Annotated in this window: 17 protein-coding genes; 6 read left to right on the plus strand and 11 right to left on the minus strand. The window is 67.2% G+C overall.

What is annotated here, in order from left to right; genetic code table 11:
• Window positions 1-20: 20 nt before the first annotated feature.
• The 5 genes from MUK72_RS03730 to MUK72_RS03750 all read right to left on the minus strand — a co-directional run bounded on the left by MUK72_RS03730 (window position 21) and on the right by MUK72_RS03750 (window position 4628).
• Complete coding sequence (locus tag MUK72_RS03730) at window positions 21-2177, minus strand: heterodisulfide reductase-related iron-sulfur binding cluster (RefSeq protein ID WP_244704073.1); 2157 nt, start codon at window positions 2175-2177, stop codon at window positions 21-23.
• Window positions 2178-2270: 93 nt separating this feature from the next.
• Window positions 2271-2585 carry a hypothetical protein gene (locus tag MUK72_RS03735; protein ID WP_244704076.1) on the minus strand — a complete coding sequence of 105 codons (315 nt, stop codon included), beginning with the start codon at window positions 2583-2585 and terminating at the stop codon, window positions 2271-2273.
• A 53-nt stretch (window positions 2586-2638) separates the two neighbouring features.
• Window positions 2639-3343 (minus strand): energy-coupling factor transporter transmembrane component T family protein, encoded by a 705-nt coding sequence (locus tag MUK72_RS03740; protein WP_244704078.1) that lies wholly within the window; start codon window positions 3341-3343, stop codon window positions 2639-2641.
• The gene (locus MUK72_RS03745; protein ID WP_244704080.1) at window positions 3337-4050 is read right to left on the minus strand and encodes an energy-coupling factor ABC transporter ATP-binding protein; all 714 of its coding nucleotides are present in this window, start codon (window positions 4048-4050) and stop codon (window positions 3337-3339) included. The genes MUK72_RS03740 and MUK72_RS03745 overlap by 7 nt, the downstream gene beginning before the upstream one ends.
• Window positions 4047-4628 carry a biotin transporter BioY gene (locus tag MUK72_RS03750; RefSeq protein ID WP_244704082.1) on the minus strand — a complete coding sequence of 194 codons (582 nt, stop codon included), beginning with the start codon at window positions 4626-4628 and terminating at the stop codon, window positions 4047-4049. The genes MUK72_RS03745 and MUK72_RS03750 overlap by 4 nt, the downstream gene beginning before the upstream one ends.
• A gap of 105 nt (window positions 4629-4733) precedes the next feature.
• Between MUK72_RS03750 and MUK72_RS03755 the strand changes: the two genes are divergently transcribed.
• Window positions 4734-5324 (plus strand): conditioned medium-induced protein 4, encoded by a 591-nt coding sequence (locus MUK72_RS03755; protein ID WP_244704083.1) that lies wholly within the window; start codon window positions 4734-4736, stop codon window positions 5322-5324.
• A 334-nt stretch (window positions 5325-5658) separates the two neighbouring features.
• Here MUK72_RS03755 and thiL read toward each other — a convergent pair whose 3' ends face one another.
• The gene (gene thiL / locus MUK72_RS03760; protein ID WP_244704085.1) at window positions 5659-6528 is read right to left on the minus strand and encodes a thiamine-phosphate kinase; all 870 of its coding nucleotides are present in this window, start codon (window positions 6526-6528) and stop codon (window positions 5659-5661) included.
• A gap of 102 nt (window positions 6529-6630) precedes the next feature.
• Here thiL and MUK72_RS03765 point away from each other — a divergent pair, with 102 nt between their 5' ends.
• Both MUK72_RS03765 and MUK72_RS03770 read left to right on the plus strand, forming a co-directional pair.
• Window positions 6631-7650 carry a lysylphosphatidylglycerol synthase transmembrane domain-containing protein gene (locus MUK72_RS03765; protein WP_244704087.1) on the plus strand — a complete coding sequence of 340 codons (1020 nt, stop codon included), beginning with the start codon at window positions 6631-6633 and terminating at the stop codon, window positions 7648-7650.
• A gap of 61 nt (window positions 7651-7711) precedes the next feature.
• Entirely contained in the window at window positions 7712-8167 is a 456-nt protein-coding gene (locus MUK72_RS03770; RefSeq protein WP_004051707.1) for a 30S ribosomal protein S19e, read from the plus strand.
• 6 nt (window positions 8168-8173) lie between these two features.
• Here MUK72_RS03770 and MUK72_RS03775 read toward each other — a convergent pair whose 3' ends face one another.
• Window positions 8174-9016, minus strand: a complete 843-nt coding sequence (locus MUK72_RS03775; protein ID WP_244704089.1) for a polyprenyl synthetase family protein — start codon at window positions 9014-9016, stop codon at window positions 8174-8176.
• Window positions 9017-9159: 143 nt separating this feature from the next.
• Here MUK72_RS03775 and MUK72_RS03780 point away from each other — a divergent pair, with 143 nt between their 5' ends.
• Window positions 9160-10209 carry a phytoene/squalene synthase family protein gene (locus MUK72_RS03780; protein ID WP_244704091.1) on the plus strand — a complete coding sequence of 350 codons (1050 nt, stop codon included), beginning with the start codon at window positions 9160-9162 and terminating at the stop codon, window positions 10207-10209.
• Window positions 10210-10223: 14 nt separating this feature from the next.
• On the opposite strand, the gene MUK72_RS03785 is transcribed toward MUK72_RS03780, so the two are convergent.
• The 3 genes from MUK72_RS03785 to MUK72_RS03795 are packed head-to-tail and all read right to left on the minus strand — an operon-like array spanning window position 10224 to window position 13099.
• Window positions 10224-11195, minus strand: a complete 972-nt coding sequence (locus tag MUK72_RS03785; protein ID WP_244704093.1) for an electron transfer flavoprotein subunit alpha/FixB family protein — start codon at window positions 11193-11195, stop codon at window positions 10224-10226.
• Window positions 11192-11983 carry an electron transfer flavoprotein subunit beta/FixA family protein gene (locus tag MUK72_RS03790; RefSeq protein ID WP_244704095.1) on the minus strand — a complete coding sequence of 264 codons (792 nt, stop codon included), beginning with the start codon at window positions 11981-11983 and terminating at the stop codon, window positions 11192-11194. Before MUK72_RS03790 ends, MUK72_RS03785 begins: the two co-directional genes overlap by 4 nt.
• 42 nt (window positions 11984-12025) lie before the next feature.
• Window positions 12026-13099 carry a helix-turn-helix transcriptional regulator gene (locus tag MUK72_RS03795; protein ID WP_244704097.1) on the minus strand — a complete coding sequence of 358 codons (1074 nt, stop codon included), beginning with the start codon at window positions 13097-13099 and terminating at the stop codon, window positions 12026-12028.
• Window positions 13100-13197: 98 nt separating this feature from the next.
• Between MUK72_RS03795 and MUK72_RS03800 the strand changes: the two genes are divergently transcribed.
• Together MUK72_RS03800 and MUK72_RS03805 are read left to right on the plus strand one after the other, a co-directional pair.
• Window positions 13198-14517, plus strand: a complete 1320-nt coding sequence (locus tag MUK72_RS03800) for a DUF7096 domain-containing protein (RefSeq protein WP_244704099.1) — start codon at window positions 13198-13200, stop codon at window positions 14515-14517.
• Window positions 14518-14543: 26 nt separating this feature from the next.
• Window positions 14544-15008 carry a type IV pilin domain-containing protein gene (locus MUK72_RS03805; RefSeq protein ID WP_244704101.1) on the plus strand — a complete coding sequence of 155 codons (465 nt, stop codon included), beginning with the start codon at window positions 14544-14546 and terminating at the stop codon, window positions 15006-15008.
• On the opposite strand, the gene MUK72_RS03810 is transcribed toward MUK72_RS03805, so the two are convergent.
• Window positions 15009-15629 (minus strand): methyltransferase domain-containing protein, encoded by a 621-nt coding sequence (locus tag MUK72_RS03810; protein ID WP_244704103.1) that lies wholly within the window; start codon window positions 15627-15629, stop codon window positions 15009-15011.
• Between the last annotated feature and the right edge of the window lie 65 nt (window positions 15630-15694).

Below are 15694 nucleotides of genomic sequence, written 5' to 3' on the forward strand. Positions count from 1 at the left end.
GCGGAGAATAAATCCTCGGCTCAGTCGTCCGCCGGAGCCGTGTCCGCGCCCGTCTCGACCACTCCGGCTGTCGTGTCCGCTTCGAGCGCCTCGGCCAGTAGCTCGGAGAGGCCGACGATCTCGATGCGGTCCTCGAAATCGCCCGTCTTCCGGCCGTCCTCGTACATCGTCATGCACATCGGGCAGGCGACCACGAACTTCTCGATCTCGCTGCCGGCATCGGTGTCTTCGAGCGCCTCGCGCAGGCGCTCCTCGCTGGGTTTGGGCTCCTCGTCGAAGTCCATCCAGAGTCCGCCACCGCCGCCGCCACAGCAAAACGAGTTCGACCGATTTCGTGGCATCTCGTGGAGGCTTGCACCCGTGCGCCGGACGAGATCGCGCGGCGCTTCGAACTCGTCGTTCATCCGGCCGAGATGGCACGGGTCGTGGTAGGTGACGGTGTAACCGAGTGCCGTCCCCGTGAGATCGAGCGCGCCAGCGTCGGCGAGCTCTTGGACGACCTGCGTGTAGTGGTGGACGTCGATCTCGCCGTCGGCATTCCACTCGACGCCCTCCAGCTCTGGATACTCGTTTTTGAACGTGTTGTAGCTGTGGGGATCGGTACAGACGAGCGTCTCGAACTCGCAGTCCTCGAAGGCGGCGGCGTTGTCCTCGGCGAGCATCTCGTAGAGCCCCTCCTCGCCGACTCGTCGCACGTCGTTGCCGTCGTTCTGTTCGTCCTCGTAGAGGATGCCGTAATCGACGCCCGCGTGCTCGAAGATGGTCGCCACCGAGCGCGCGATGCGCCTGTTGCGCTCGTCGTAGGAGGGATAGTCGCCGACGTACCAGAGATACTCCACGGGGCCGTCGCGCGCGTCGGGTACGTCGAAATCGAGCTCCTCGACCCAGTCAGGGCGCTTGCGCTCGGGCTCGCCGAACGAGTTGCCCTGCTGGAAGACGTCCATCATCGTCTCCTGGACGTTGTCGTCCATCTCGCCCATCTCGGTCAGCCGGCGGTTCATCTCGGTGAACTGCGGGACGTGCTCGATCTCGACGGGGCAGGCGTCCATGCAGGCCATACAGGACATGCAGGACTCCATCGTGCGCGAGTCGATGACGCTCGCACCGCCATCGGCGACGATCTCCTTCGTCTCGCCGCCGGCGTCCACCGACTCGCGATATTTCTTGAGGTCGAGGATCACGTTCCGCGGATCGAGCGGCCGGCCCGACGCCTTGGCGGGACAGACCGACGAACAGCGCCCGCACTTGGTACAGGCGTCCTGGTCGAGCATCTGTTTCCAGGACATGTCCTCCACTTCGGTGAAGCCGATCTCGTCGGGGGCCTCGTCGGCCGGCACTCCCGGGAGACGGACGCCCGACTTCTCGTCGCGCGTGACGACGTTGGCGAAACTCGACAGCATGTGGAACGGTTTGGCGTACGGCACGGCGGCGACGAACCCGAGCGCGAGTAGCGAGTGTGACCACCACGCGGCCGGATACACCGTGGTCGCCAGCTCCTGGGAGACGCCAGCGCCCTGGAAGACGAGCGCGACGAACCAGCCGACGAAACTCACCGTCTCGAACTCGGGGAAGCCGGTCGCGAGAATGCGCACGCCCTCGACGAGATAGCCGCCGACGCCGAGCAAGAACAGCGTCCAGACGAACGCACCGTCTTCGAGGCTCGTGTGCCGATCCCAGAGTCGCTCGTTGCGGACGCCGTACCGCCGGTAGATCGCCATTCCGAGGCCGACGACGAACAGCAGCCCCAGCGCGTCCATCACCAGCGAGTAGGAAAGATAGAAGTCGCCGATGAAGAACGACTGGCTTTCGCCCAGAAGACCGGTGACGAGCTGGTAGCCGTCCATGTCGATCATCAGAATGGTGGTGCCGATCAGGAGGGTGAGAAATCCCCACATGATGAACGCGTGCATCAGCCCGCCGTAGAGATCGCGGTTGAACTGCTTCTCGTTCGAGAGCACGGTCTTGGCGGCGCTCGCCACTCGACCGGGCAGATCGTCGAGTCGGGCAACGGCGTCGTCGGTGCCCTGGAGATAGCCGGCGAACCGGTCGTAGACCCCGTAGAGCAGTACCGCGATCGCGAGGAAGGCGAGGAAGTAGAACAGCGCCTTCCCGACTGGGCCGATCCGCCAGAAGGTCTCCCGGGTGATGGTCTCGCCAGCCTGCAGCACGAGTGTCATTGATTATCGTTGGAGAGCCGGGCGGCCGGGTTAAGTCTTACCAACGTCGCATCGCCTGCTTGCTGTCGGGCGAGAAGGAACCGCGTTCGTCGTTCATTCGCTGGCCGTCCGATAGTACGCGACCGGCGTGTCGTCCTCGCGGCGAACGCGCTTTTCGACCACTCCATCGGCGGCGAGTCGTTCGAGCGCAACCTCGACGAGCAGCTCCGAGCGGTTCTTCGACGTCTGCCAGTCGAGCGCCTCGACGAGCGCTGCCAGCGGCTCGAACCCCTCCGATTCCGGGCCGGCATCGCGGAAGAAGTCCTCGACGCAGTACGCCCGGCCGTCCTCTTCCAGGATCTCCTCGACACGCGCACGGACGTCCCGTGTCGGCTCGGCCGCGTCCCACTCCGATTCGGTAAGTACCATGCACCCCGTTTTCCCTCAGTTGCTATACGTTTGCTGCCGGCGGCTCGACCCGTTTACGACAGCGCCCAGACGAACAGCGCGAGCGCGAACGCGAGAGCAGGACCGTCGAGCGCGGCGAACCGAAGCGCCGGCAGCGTCGGGTTCCAGGCGAAACAGCGGGCACGGAGCGCCACCGCGAGCCTGTCGGCCCGCCCGTCCGCACGGCGGATACCCGCGATGGCGACGAGTCTCATCCGTTCGGCGAGCGAGCGTTCGCTCCCGAGGCGCGCCCGCATCGCCGCCCGTGCCCGCGAGAGATCGGCGAGCACCACCGGCAGGAAGCGGAAGACGAGCGCCACGCCGACGCCACAGAGCCGCCCGAGTCGCCCCGGTAGCAGCCGCTGAATGGCCGCCCGCGAGTCGCGCACCGGTGTCGTCCTGACGTACGCGACGCTCACGACCAACACGAGCAGGACGCGATAGCTCGCGAGCGCCGGTGCGATCGCCTCAGCGGGGACGATCCACGGTGGGGCCGGCGAGAACGCGGCGAGCAGCGGCCCGGCGAGGACGAACGGGAGCGCGTAGCGGACCTCCCAGACGGCGACCTGCGGGGGGAGCTCCGCGACCACGAGAACGATACCCGCCAGCACCGTCCCGATCGCGAGCCCGCGCGGGCTGGTGTGGGCAAACGCCGCGAGCGCGAACCCCACCTGCACGGCGAGTTTCGCCCGCGGATCGAGTCGGTGGGCGATCGACTCTCCCGGCTCGTAGCTCAGCACGGGGCTCGAACGGCGAGGCCCGACAGCTGTTCGCGCGCGCGTTCGGGGTCCGCATCGAGCGCTACATGCCCTTCGTTCATGACGAGCACGCGGTCAGCGAGCGCGAGCAGGTCCCGCAGGTCGTGCGTGACGACGACGATCCCCGTTCCCGCGTCACCGAGTGCTTCCAGCCGCGAGAGCACCGACTGGCGCGCCGGCTGATCGAGCCCGGCGAACGGCTCGTCGAGCACGAGATGGTCGGGATCCATCGCGAGCGCGCCCGCGATGGCGACGCGTGCCTGCTCACCACCCGAGAGTCGGTCGATACGTTCGTCGCCGCGCCCGTCCATCCGCACCGCAGCGAGCGCGTCCGCGACCCGCTCGTCGATCTTCTCCCTCGCGAGCCCGAGGTTCTCCGGTCCGAAGGCAACGTCGGCGGCCACCGTCGCGGCGACGAACCCGTCGCGGGGGTCCTGAAACGTCATCGCCACGGCCGTCCGGGCGGCCACGACGTTCTCGTCGACCGCCTGGCCGTTCACCAACACGCTCCCCGAATCGGGGTCGAGCAATCCGTTGAACTGCCGGACGAGCGTCGACTTGCCCGACCCGTTCGGGCCGGCGAGTACGACGAACGAGCCATCTCGAATCGTGAGCGAGATGTCGTCGACGGCTGGAGGGCCTGATTCATCACTTCCGTACCGAAAGGTCAGTTCGCGCGTCTCGATCATGCGGCGGTCATCGCGTCGCTGCGGACGATGCCGACGGCGGCGGCGATCTTCAGTAGCTCGGCAGGAATGAACACTGCCGCCCCGACGAGAAACGCCTCGACGGGACCCAGGCTCTGGACGATCATCATCCCGGCCACGCCGATCGCGTAGATCACACCCGTGCCGAGCGCCAGCCCGCCGACCAGTCGACCGAGCCCCACCGCTCCCGGATCGACGGGTGTGCGACCGCCGTGGACGACGCCGCCGATGACGGCCGCCGCGAGCGGATAGGAGAGGAGATAGCCAGCCGTCGGGCCGACCAGAACGCCGATCCCCGCCGCCCCGCCGGCGAAGATCGGCGCGCCGAGCGCGCCCGCGAGCAGATACAGCCCGCAGGCCACGCCGCCCCACAGCGGCCCGAGGAAGATCCCGGACAGGAAGACGCCGAGGACCTGCAGCGTCACCGGTGCGGGTGAGACCGGGTTCGGAAAGCTCACATACGCGAACGCGCCGGTCAGAGCGGCGAACAGCGCCGCACGGGCGAGGTTGCTCACCACTTCGTCGCCGACGAGCTCGGTGTCGGTGTTTTCGATGCTCATACATCCACCCTTCCGTCAACCCATATAATAAGATCGGTTGACGAACGCGCTGTTGCCGGCGGCAGGCTTTTACCGATAGCTCGCCGACAGTTCGGTCCCCCACCGATGGACGAGAAAACGGAATCGCTACGCGACATCTTCATCGACGTCACCGAGGAGTCGACCGTGACCGAACACCAGGAGGACGTGCGCGGCTCGCTCACGCGCGAGGGCTCGACCGAGGACCGCACCGCGGACGTCATCGCGGCGATGGCCGACCGCTACGACCTCCCGACGAGCCTCGACGACGCCCAGCGCGTCGATCTCGTCGCGGCGTTCTACGCGGGCGCGGACGACGACTCCATCGCCGAATCGCTCGATACCACCACGGAGACCGTCGAACGAGCCCGCCTCGCGCTCCACCTCGTCCGCGACCGCGAGACCGACAGCCCGATCGAACCGAGCGACCTCCGCGAACGCCTCGCCGACGCCGACGTCGCAACGGTCGCCGCCGACCTCGACACCACTCCCGAAACCATCGAACGCCACCGCCGCGTCGCCGAGACGCAGGCCGCCCGCCGCACCGTTGGCGATCGCTTCCGCGAAGCCTTCGACGAGATCTATCTCGACGCCGACCTCGCCAGCCACACCGACGACGTCACTCGCGACGGGCTCGACGAGGCGACCGAAGGGATGGAGAACGAACTCTCGCTCTAGTACCTTTTTACTTCGTCGGGTTCGCGCTTCGCGCGAACCGCTCCTCGCAAAAAGCTACGCTAAAAACTCCCCGCTCGCTCGGCCTCCGGCCTCGCTCACGGTGAACCGCGCTCACTGCGTTCGCGCGGATACTCGCCCCCGCACAGCACCGCCGAAGCCCTCGGCGCGCTCCCTTCAGTCGCGGCACTCGCTTCGCTCGTGCCGGTGCGCCTCGCCCTTCATCCGCCAGGAGAGCAAGCTCTCCTGAGCCTCGGCTCGCGTCGCTCGCCGAGACGCCAGGCCCGCACCGCAACCGCACCGCCGGCCGCAGCCAGCAGCCGCGACCGCCTCGGGCCTACCCGTGAGTGAACCCGCGATCGGGAAGGGACTCCCCATCGAGCGTAACGCTGTCCTCGACGACCGTTCCGATGCGCGTGACGGCCACGGGTGAGTTCTCCTGGACGGTTTCGAGATCGTCCTCGGGAACCGTGAAGACCAGTTCGAAATCTTCGCCGAAGAACACGCCGAGTTCGTGAGCCTCGTCGGGATCGTCGGCGATCTCCGTGACCGATTCGTCGATCGGGAGCGTCTCTGAAACGCGCATTCCACAGTCGCTCGCGTCGGCCAACTGATGCAGCGAACGTGCGAGCCCGTCGCTACTGTCCATCATCGCGGTTGCCTGCTGTCCGATGGCCCGACCGGCCGCGACCCGCGGGCTGAACCGGAACAGTTCGTTCGCGCGCGCGTCGTCACCACGCTCGAACAGCCTGAGTGCCGCCGCGCTCCGCCCGAGCGTCCCGGTGACGCAGATCGCCTCGTCGGGGTTCGCGCCGGAGCGGAGGACGGGATTTTCGGCCCGTCCGAGTACCGTCGTCGCTGCGGTGAACTCCTCGTGGGTATCGAGATCGCCGCCGACGTACTCGGCATCGACCGACTCGCAGACGTCGCTGGCTCCCTCGACGAACGCCGTCAGCTCGTCCTCGTCGAACTCGGGGGCAGCGTAGACCGCAACTGCCGCGCTGGCCGCCCCGCCCATCGCCGCCACGTCCGAGAGCGAGGCCGCGACCGCTCGCCAGCCGGCCGTGTATCTGGTCGTGCCGTCGGGGAAGTCGGTCGTCTCGTGGAGCATGTCAGTCGTGAGCAGCGACTCGTCGAAGACCGCACAGTCGTCGCCGGCTCCCGCGACGCGCCCGGAGAGCAGCGCGAGCGCCGCCCGTTCGTCCATGCTCCGGATGACGGGGCGGCGACCAAAACCGGTCCGGTTCGCCCGAGCGGCCGCCGGCGGGCGTTCCGGAGGGTTCATGCCACGGTCGGTCCTTCGGCGGATATGATACGTGGCGGTAACCTCAGAGCGACGCTCGTCGGTTTCGCGGGCGCGCTCGTCGCTCTCGCCGCCCTCTCGTTGCTCGTCGGTATCGAGGATATCCTCGGTGCGCTGTCGCTGGCCGACCCCTCGGTGATCTTCGTCGTGATCGCCGTCGCGGTCTGCTGGCTCACGGCCTGGGGGCTCTCGCTTCGCACAGTCTTGGGCGTCCTCGGCGCGCCGATCACGGCCCCGGTCGCCGTGCTCGTCTTCGCGGGCGCGACCTTCGCCAACAACGTCACGCCGTTCGGACAGGCCGGCGGCGAACCGGTGAGCGCGCTGCTGGTCTCGCGGGCCTCCGACAGCGAGTACGAGACCGGGCTGGCGGCGATCGCCAGCGTCGACGCGCTCAACTTCGTCCCCTCGATCATCCTCGCACTCATCGGGCTGGGCTACTTCGCAACCAGGATCACCTTCGGCGAGAACCTCCTGCTCGTTTCGGCCGTCGTCGTCGGCTTCGCGATCGCGCTGCTCCTCGCCGTCTACTTCGGCTGGACGAACCGCTATCGCGTCGAGCGCGTCGCCGTCGACACGCTGACGCCGCTCGCCAGACGGGTCGGCGGGGTCGTTCCGGGGCTCTCGCCGCCGAGTCGAACGGGGCTCGAACGGCGTATCGAGGGCTTCTTCACCGCCGTCGAGCGCGTCGGCACCAACCCCCGGGGACTGCTGCTCGCGCTCTGCTTCTCGGCGGCCGGCTGGGTCGGTCTCGCTACTTCTCTTTGGCTCTCGCTGTTCGCGCTCGGCCACACCGTCCCGGCGGCGGTCGTGCTCGTGGCGATCCCGGCGGGCGCGATGGCCGGTGTCACGCCGCTTCCGGGAGGGTTGGGCGGTGTCGAGACGGTCCTCGGTGTGCTCGTGACCGCGACGACCGGCGGCATTCCGGCGGCGACGGTTCTGGCGGCCGTCCTCATCCATCGCGGAGCGACTTACGCGCTGCCTACGGTCGTCGGCGGGGCCACCGCGGCGGTGCTCGCCGACCGGTGACACGGACCGGCGGTCGAACGCTAACGACGCGTTTAAACCCCGCGCCGAGCGTTTTGGAAGCATGGCAACTCTCTACGACGTTCCGGCGAACGAGCTCATCGCGGCCGTCGCCGCGGAGCTCCCCGATTCGGTCGACGAGCCCGACTGGGCACGGTTCGCCAAGACCGGCATGAGTCGCGAACTCCCACCCGAACAGGACGACTTCTGGCGCACCCGCGCCGCGAGTCTCCTCCGACGCGTCGCCATCGACGGCGAGATCGGTGTCGACCGACTCACGACCGCCTACGGTGGCTCGAAGGGCGGCTCGAACCGATACACGGTCGCGCCGACGAAATCCACCGAGGGAAGCGGGAAGATCATCCGCACCGCACTCCAGCAGCTCGAAGAAGAGGATCTGGTCGAGACCGCCGAAGGTGAGGGTCGGCGTGTCACGCCCGAGGGACGCAGCCTGCTCGACGAGACCGCCGGCGACGTGCTCGCCGATCTCGATCGCCCGGAACTCGAACGCTACGCCTAAAATTTCTCAGCGCTCGCGCTCCACGACGAACTCCGCGAGATCACGGAGATAGCCCGCGGCCCGTTCGTCGGCCAGCTCGACGGAATCGAGTGCCGACAGCGCTGCATCGGCCTTCCGCCGTGCGCGCTCGGTGCCCTCCTCGGGTGTGAGATCGGTGATTTCGACGAACGACGGTCGCTCCATCGCGCTGTCCTGGCCGGTCGGTTTGCCGAGATCATCGGCGTCAGCGGTCGCGTCGAGCACGTCGTCACGGATCTGGAAGGCAACACCCACCCCTTCGGCGTACTCGCCGAACGCCTCGACGGTGCGCGCGTCGGCGTCGGCCGCCACCGCGCCCAGCTCCGCGGCCGCACGAAAGAGCGCACCCGTCTTCCGGCGCGCGAGTTCCATGTATCCCTGTTCGGTCGTCGGGTGGTCGACGAGCTCGGTTGCTTCGCCCTCACCGAGTTCGACCAGCGCCTCGCTGACGACCTCCATCGCGCGCTCGTCGGTGGCGAACAGCGCGAACGCCTCGCCGAGCAGGCCGTCCGAGGTGATGAGTGCCGGGCCGTAGCCGAACGACGCCCACGCGCTGTCGGTCCCCCGGCGGACGGTCGAATCGTCGATGATGTCGTCGACGACCAGCGACGCGCTGTGGACGAGTTCGATGCCGACCGCGAAATCGACCGCCGCCTCGCCGTCGCCGCCGGCGGCCTCGCAGGCCAGCATCGTGACCGTCGGGCGGACGCGTTTGCCGCCCGAGAGCGCGACGTGGGCGATCCGCGCGCCGAGCGTGTCGGGTTCGACCACCTCGCAGACGGCTTCGAGGCGGTCCTCGACGAGCGCCCGCCGGCGTTCGAGATCGTCCATCGTCCGATGTTGGATCGGCGTGTGAAAGTAGGTGACGATCCCGCCATCGATCCCGCCGCCAGCGACGATATCACTCGTGTCACTCCTGAACGTATGGTTCGTATTTCTCAGAGCTTTTGTAGTTCAGACGCCTATGAACAATGATGATTGCTGATACACCGACCGGTTCCGAGCGCGAGTGGTGTCACGAAGCGCTCGACGGTACCTCGCGAACCTTCGCCATCACCGTCGATCTGCTCGACGAGCCGATGGCGACGCAGATCTGTGTCAGCTACCTGCTCTGCCGGATCGCGGATACGATCGAGGACGCCGGCCACATCCCGCCGAACGTCCAGAGTACGCTCCTTCGCAACTACGATCGAGTGCTCGATCCGGACGACGACCACGCGGTCGAGGCGTTCGAACACGCTGTCGAGCCGTGGCTCCCCGACGACGGCGGCGAGGACTGGCGCGTCGTCGCCAACGCGCCGCGGGTGCTCCGGGCGTTCGAATCGCTTGCGCCCGACGCGCGCGCCGCGGTGCTCGATCCGATTCGCGAACTCGTCTCCGGGATGGCGCTGTTCGTCGAGCGTCACGCCGACACCGACGGCCTCCGGATCGAGACGATCGAGGAACTCGAAGAGTACTGCTGGTACGCCGCCGGGACGGTCGGCACGCTCGTCACGAACCTGCTCGCGCGCGACGCCACGCCCGAGCGAACCCGCAAACTCCGCGAGACCGACCGTTCGTTTTCGCTGCTCCTCCAGCTCGTGAACGTCGCGAAGGACGTCAGCGATGACTACCGCGAGGAGAACAACGTCTATCTCCCGACGGAGTGGCTCCGCGCCGAGGACGTCGATCCCGAGAACGTCTGTGAGCCGTCGAACACGCAGTCGGTCGCGCGCGTCATCCGCCGTGTCACCGATCGGGCGGAGAGCTACGCCGACGACGCGCGGCGCTATCTCGCCGCTGCACCCGAGAGGAACGGCAACACGCTCGCGGCGTGGGCGGTGCCGTATCTGCTCGCGATCGGGACGCTGCGCGAACTCGACGCCCATGCCGAGGACGTGCTCCGCGAGGGTGGGGTGAAGATCTCCCGTGCGGAAGTGCTCGCGATCGTGGGCCAGTTCGCCACCGACGACAACCCGCCGCTCGAACGGCTGCGGACGGAGATCGCAGCGCAGCCGTACGATCTCGCGGTGGCCGAATCCTGATAAGAGAACTCTCCTCAGAGCGCGGGCGGTTCGCCACCGAAGGCTTCGATAAGCGCGGGAACGACATCGAAGAGATCGTCGGCGACGCCGTAGTCGGCGAGATCGTAGATGGGGGCGCTCGCGTCGGTGTTGATGGCGACGATGGTGTCGGCACCTTTCATGCCGGCGACGTGCTGGACGGCCCCGGAGATTCCGATGGCGATGTAGACATCGGGCGTGACGACTTTCCCGGACTGACCGACCTGCCGATTCTTGGGGAGCCAGCCGTTGTCGACGATCGGGCGCGACGAGGAGAGCGTCGCGCCGAGGGTGTCGGCCAGCGCTTCGACGAGCGCGATGTTCTCCTCTTCCTCGATACCGCGACCGACGCTCACGAGCACATCGGCGTCAGTGATATCGACGTCACCGCCGCCGACCTCTTGGAAGCCCGTGACCGTCGAGCGGACGGCCGATTCGTCGATATCCACGTCGAACTGACTGATTTCGGCATCACCAGTACCCTCGGCGGGTGGCCACTCGCCGGGGCGGATCGTCAGCGCCACCCGATCGGCGTCGACTTCAACGACGGTTTCGACCTTCGAGCCGTACATCTCGCGGGTGACCGAGAGAGTGTCACCATACTCGACGTCGATAGCGTCGGTCACCAGCGGGAGCGACAGCCCATTGGCAACGGCGGGCGCGTAGTCGAGCCCATTGACCGTGTTGGGCAGCAGGAGTACTTCCGGAGCCAGTTCGTCGGCGAGCGCTTCGACGGACTGGGTATAGATGTCGTGGTTGAACTCCTCGCCCTCGCTGACGGTGTGAACCATATCGACGCCCTCGCGGTTCAGCTCGTCGGCGAATCCGTCGACATCGCCGCCGATGATCGCCACGTGGAGGTCGCCACCGGCGGCGTCGGCGAGCTCGCGCCCGGCAGTCACGAGTTCGAAGCTCACATCACGGAGATCGCCGCGGCGGTGTTCGGCGACGGCCAGAATATCGCTCATGCTTCGACCCCCTCGTCGCGGAGGAGGTCGGCGAGTTGGTCGGCCTCCTCGTCGGGGCTGCCCTCGAAGAGGGTGGCGTCGCTTTCGGTTTCCGGCTCGTACAGTTGCGTCAACGAGACGGCACTGTCGGTGACGCTAGCGTCGAGACCCAGCTCGTCGAGGGTTTTGGGGGCGATCTCCTTGGACTGGGCCTGTCGAATCCCGCGCAGGCTCGCGTAGCGCGGTTCGTTGATCCCCGTCTGGATGGTCAACACAGCGGGTAGTTCGACGTCAGTGAACTCCTCGACACCGCCTTCGAGTTCGCGATGAACCGACGCGGTGTCGCTTCCTGGCTCGTATTCGAGATCGTTGACGACGGCGGCCCACTCGAAGCCGACCTCTTCGGCGAGGGCAACACCCGTCGCGCCGAAGGCGGTGTCGTCGGACTGAACGCCAGCGAGCACGAGATCGGGCTGTTCGTCCTCGACGACAGCTGCGAGAACGTCGGCTTTGGTCTCGCTGTCGAGATACTCCGTCCCCTCCAGGTTCTCGTCCCAGACGCGGACGGCACGATCGACGCCCTTGGCGAGCGCCATCCGAATCGTCTCGTCGGCGCGCTCGGGCCCGATCGTCACCGAGACCACCTCGACGTCGTCGCCGGCCTCTTGCAGCTGGACGCCCGCCTCGACGGCGTAGTCGTCCCACTCGTTGAGGTCGTAGTTCAGGTACTGCTCGTCGATGGCCAGCCCGTCGATTGCGAACTCGTCCTCGACATCGGCCACCTCCGCCACTGCCACCAGAACCTTCATGAACGATTCACCCATCGCGTGGCTGTTAACGGTTCCGGAGTGTCACCCTTCCCCATCATCCGGGAGGCTGATGAGGTTCTCGCGCCCGATGCGGAGTTTCTCGACGCGGCCCTCCTCGGCCATCGCCGAGAGCAGCTGCGAGACCTTCGCGTTCGACCAGCCGGTCTCGGTGACGATGGCGGCCTGTTTCATCCGCCCGTCGTTGCGTTCGAGCAGATGCTCGACGCGCTCCTCGTCGGAGAGTAGTTCGGTCTCCGTCTTCGTCGGCGGTGGCGCGGCAGGTTCGCTCGCCGTCGATTCGTCGGGGGGTGCCGCGTCGGCCGTCGACGCATCGCCGCCGTTGTGCCGTGCGAACGCGTAGACTCCGACGACGGTGAGTGCGACGATCCCGACGCCGACCGCCAGCGCGGGTACCGATGCCAGCGGGCCGCCGGATTCGGTTGTCCGATTCGCACTTTCACGGCTCGTGAACACGGCTCTCGGCGATCCTGGCTGGAAGGTTTCCGGCCCGTTCCAGACGAGCGTGCCGTTGGTGAATCCGACCGGCGAGCGGGTGACGACGTACCGTGGTGGTGACTCGACGATCAGGGTCTGATTTGTGGTGAGACCGGGCAGCCACGTCCCGCGGGTGGTGTTGAACGCGTCGCCGACGATCAGCCGATCGCCGCTCGTTCGGGCGAACCCCGTCCATGTGAACCCCAGGACGAGCCGTCCGGTGTCGGGCCCGCTTGCGTTTTCGCCGACGATGGTCGCGTTTCGTGTGACGTTCGTTACGTTCATCGACCGGCCGGTGACGATGCTCGATTCGTTGGCGGCCCGTCGGAAGGTCCCGACCGAGAAACCGGCGCTCCCCTCCTCGAACCGCCGTCCGAGCGCGCGGAACGCCGACGAGTCGTTCGTATCGTCGAGGACGAACCCCGTCGATACCCTGAACCGTGCGTCACCGTTCGGCCGTGGGTGGATGGCGATGGTCGTGTTGTTCGCGCCGCTGGGTTGGCCGGCATCCGCCTGCGCCGTCGGTGCGAACCGCTCCGTGTCGGGCGTGACCTGTCCGGTCACCGGAGTGGTGACGACGGCCACGAGGGCGAGGACGACGAGTACCGCCCGGACGCGCATACGGGCCGTCCTCGGGCCGACGCGAAAACGGTTTCCATCCCTGACCTGTTCGTCGTCGGCGACATGGTTTTAATAGCAGCCGTTCGTTTCCCCTCTCAATGCGTCGTGCGCTCGCCGTGGTGGTGTGCTGCTGTCTGCTCGCCGGGGCTGCGGTCGCGGTGCCGAGCGCCGGCGATCGACAGAGCGCCCGGCCGGCGACGCCGGCAACGAACACGAGCGAGTATCTGACGATCGGCCCGGATGCGGCTGAATCGACCGGCTATCAGCGCGCGACGCTCGACGTTTCGGGGACGCTCGCGCTCGATACGCGCGGTCTCGACGGCCGCTATCGACAGCTCGTTCTCGACGAGCGCTTCGCCGCGACCGACTCGACGGCCAAACGCCGAGAAATGCTCCAAACGAACGCCGACCGCATCGAATCGCGTATCGACGGGCTGCAGCGCCACCAGTCGACGGCGGTGCGCGAGTACAACAACGGGACGAGCACGGCCCGGGAGTTCGTCATCGAACTCGCGCGCATCCACACGGCGGCCGGACGGCTCGGCGTGGCTGCCGGCCGTGTGGCCGATCGCGCACGCTCGATCCCCGGTTCGACCATCGATAGCCAGCCGGCAGTCAGCTGGGCGCGCAACCGTGGCGTCGAACTCGGTCCGCTGCGCGGCCCGGTTCGTGAGAGCATCGCCACGACGCTGCGCGGGCAAAACACGGCTCCGCTCGACGCGTCGACCGCCCCCGATCTCGAAGCTGCGCAAACGGCACCCGACGAGCGCCTCGAAGCGCTCGATCTGTACGTTGCAACCGCAAGCGAAGGCGTCGTACTGGCGACGGTCGACGATGGTCGCCACTCCCGCGAGGCGTATCTCCCGAGCGAACGGGCCAACGAATCGGCGGGCAGCCTGACCGACATCACCGCCGCGCTCGATCGCGTTGCCGATCGCTATCCGTGGGCGTGGAACAACTCCGTGTCACGGGACGCGAGCGGTGATCGCCAGGCGGGCGTCTATCGCTTCACGCTGTTTTACGATCACGGCCGCCTGACGACCAACCTCGACAGCCGCTCGGGCGCGGTGTTCTCGGAACAGCAGCGAAACCGCCTCTCGGCCATGCCCACGACCGATCCGCTTCGCCGGACCAGCGGCGACCTCCGACTGACCGTCAACCGTACCTATCCCACGGGACCGGTCGAACTCTCGCTCACGGACCGCGCGGGCGAACCGGTCGATGGGCGCATCACGATCGCCAACCACTCGGTCGGTCGCACCGGTACCGACGGCTCGCTCTGGGCGGTCGCGCCACGGAACAGCGCCACCGTCGTTGCCCGGGCGAACGGCGACACCGTCCGGATCGAGACGGAGTTCTCCCCGGCGAGCAACCGGACGACGACTGCCGCTGGCTCACCATCTACGGCCGAACGTTGAAATAGCAGGCCGGGGCCAGCCGTGGTGTGTCACGCCGTGCCGTTGCCCCGGTCGTCGGCGTCGTCCTCCTTGTCGGCGTCACCGTCGTACTTGCGGCCATCGTCGGGGCGTTCGCCATCGGCATCGGCGATTCGGGAAACGCACCGGAAGCCGCCATCACGGCGAAGTTCGGCAACGAACATCCGAACCAGATCAATCTCACACATCACAGCGGCGACGCGCTCGACGTGACCGAACTCACCGTCCGTGTCTACGTCGACGGTGAATCGCTCGCAAAGCAACCGAAGGTTCCCGGCACGAATCCCGATGGATTTCGATATCCACCGACTGGACCGTTCAATAGCGCCAGTAGCGATCACAGATGGACGGCTGGCGAGACTGCTTCATTCATCATCGCCAGCACGACCAACTCTCCACAGCCAAGCGCCGACTCACAGGTCACGGTCAAGATCTACACCGAAGGCGAACCGGTAGCGACCGCGCGTGTCTGATTACTCGGGCACGCGCGCGAGCGTCGTGATCGCCCGTGGGCTCCCGGGGTTGGCCTGCTGGATGCGGTGTTCGACCACGTCGAGATCGGCCGCGGCGAACATCCGATCGGCCTCCTCTTCGTCGTAAAACAGCATGATCGCGTCGGCGAGTCGGCCGACCACCGAGGTCTTCGGCGCGTCGGGGCCGACGACCAGGACGTTGCCGCCCGGCTCCGTGACGCGCCGGCACTCGCGCAGGGCCGCCACGGGGTCGGGCCAGTATTCGATCGAACCGGACGACCAGAGCGCGTCGAAGGTATCGTCCTCGAACGGCAGGCGCTCGGCATCGCCTCGGTAGAACTTGACCGGCCCGTCCCGCCCGAACTTCCCATAGGCACGCTTCAGCTGGTGGGCGCTCTGATCGAGTCCATGTACGCGCTCGGTGTGTTCGAGTAATCCCTCGGTGCCGAAGCCCGTCCCGCAGCCGATGTCGAGCACGCGGTCGTCCTCGTCGACGTCGAACAGTTCGAGCGCCTCCGCACGCATCTCGGCGTTCCAGACGAACGGGTTGATCTCGTCGTAGACGTTCGAGAGGTACTTGTAGAACACCTGTGCGCGCGCCTTGTTCTCGAGGATACCCATTGGCGGCTCTCCGATCGCCGCCGGGATAAACTCCCACCTTTTTAGATCTGTCTCTTACCCATAAC

Origin of the sequence: Halococcus dombrowskii (assembly GCF_022870485.1) — an archaeon.
Classification (GTDB): Archaea; Halobacteriota; Halobacteria; order Halobacteriales; family Halococcaceae; genus Halococcus; species Halococcus morrhuae.

What these genes read in the sequence shown, in the direction of transcription:
- MUK72_RS03730 (WP_244704073.1), bottom strand. Translation starts at nt 2,177, where the DNA reads ATGACACTCGTGCTGCAGGCTGGCGAGACCATCACCCGGGAGACCTTC.
- MUK72_RS03735 (WP_244704076.1), bottom strand. Translation starts at nt 2,585, where the DNA reads ATGGTACTTACCGAATCGGAGTGGGACGCGGCCGAGCCGACACGGGAC.
- MUK72_RS03745 (WP_244704080.1), bottom strand. Translation starts at nt 4,050, where the DNA reads ATGATCGAGACGCGCGAACTGACCTTTCGGTACGGAAGTGATGAATCA.
- MUK72_RS03750 (WP_244704082.1), bottom strand. Translation starts at nt 4,628, where the DNA reads ATGAGCATCGAAAACACCGACACCGAGCTCGTCGGCGACGAAGTGGTG.
- MUK72_RS03755 (WP_244704083.1), top strand. Translation starts at nt 4,734, where the DNA reads ATGGACGAGAAAACGGAATCGCTACGCGACATCTTCATCGACGTCACC.
- thiL (WP_244704085.1), bottom strand. Translation starts at nt 6,528, where the DNA reads ATGGACGAACGGGCGGCGCTCGCGCTGCTCTCCGGGCGCGTCGCGGGA.
- MUK72_RS03765 (WP_244704087.1), top strand. Translation starts at nt 6,631, where the DNA reads ATGATACGTGGCGGTAACCTCAGAGCGACGCTCGTCGGTTTCGCGGGC.
- MUK72_RS03770 (WP_004051707.1), top strand. Translation starts at nt 7,712, where the DNA reads ATGGCAACTCTCTACGACGTTCCGGCGAACGAGCTCATCGCGGCCGTC.
- MUK72_RS03775 (WP_244704089.1), bottom strand. Translation starts at nt 9,016, where the DNA reads ATGGACGATCTCGAACGCCGGCGGGCGCTCGTCGAGGACCGCCTCGAA.
- MUK72_RS03780 (WP_244704091.1), top strand. Translation starts at nt 9,160, where the DNA reads ATGATTGCTGATACACCGACCGGTTCCGAGCGCGAGTGGTGTCACGAA.
- MUK72_RS03785 (WP_244704093.1), bottom strand. Translation starts at nt 11,195, where the DNA reads ATGAGCGATATTCTGGCCGTCGCCGAACACCGCCGCGGCGATCTCCGT.
- MUK72_RS03790 (WP_244704095.1), bottom strand. Translation starts at nt 11,983, where the DNA reads ATGAAGGTTCTGGTGGCAGTGGCGGAGGTGGCCGATGTCGAGGACGAG.
- MUK72_RS03795 (WP_244704097.1), bottom strand. Translation starts at nt 13,099, where the DNA reads ATGCGCGTCCGGGCGGTACTCGTCGTCCTCGCCCTCGTGGCCGTCGTC.
- MUK72_RS03800 (WP_244704099.1), top strand. Translation starts at nt 13,198, where the DNA reads ATGCGTCGTGCGCTCGCCGTGGTGGTGTGCTGCTGTCTGCTCGCCGGG.
- MUK72_RS03810 (WP_244704103.1), bottom strand. Translation starts at nt 15,629, where the DNA reads ATGGGTATCCTCGAGAACAAGGCGCGCGCACAGGTGTTCTACAAGTAC.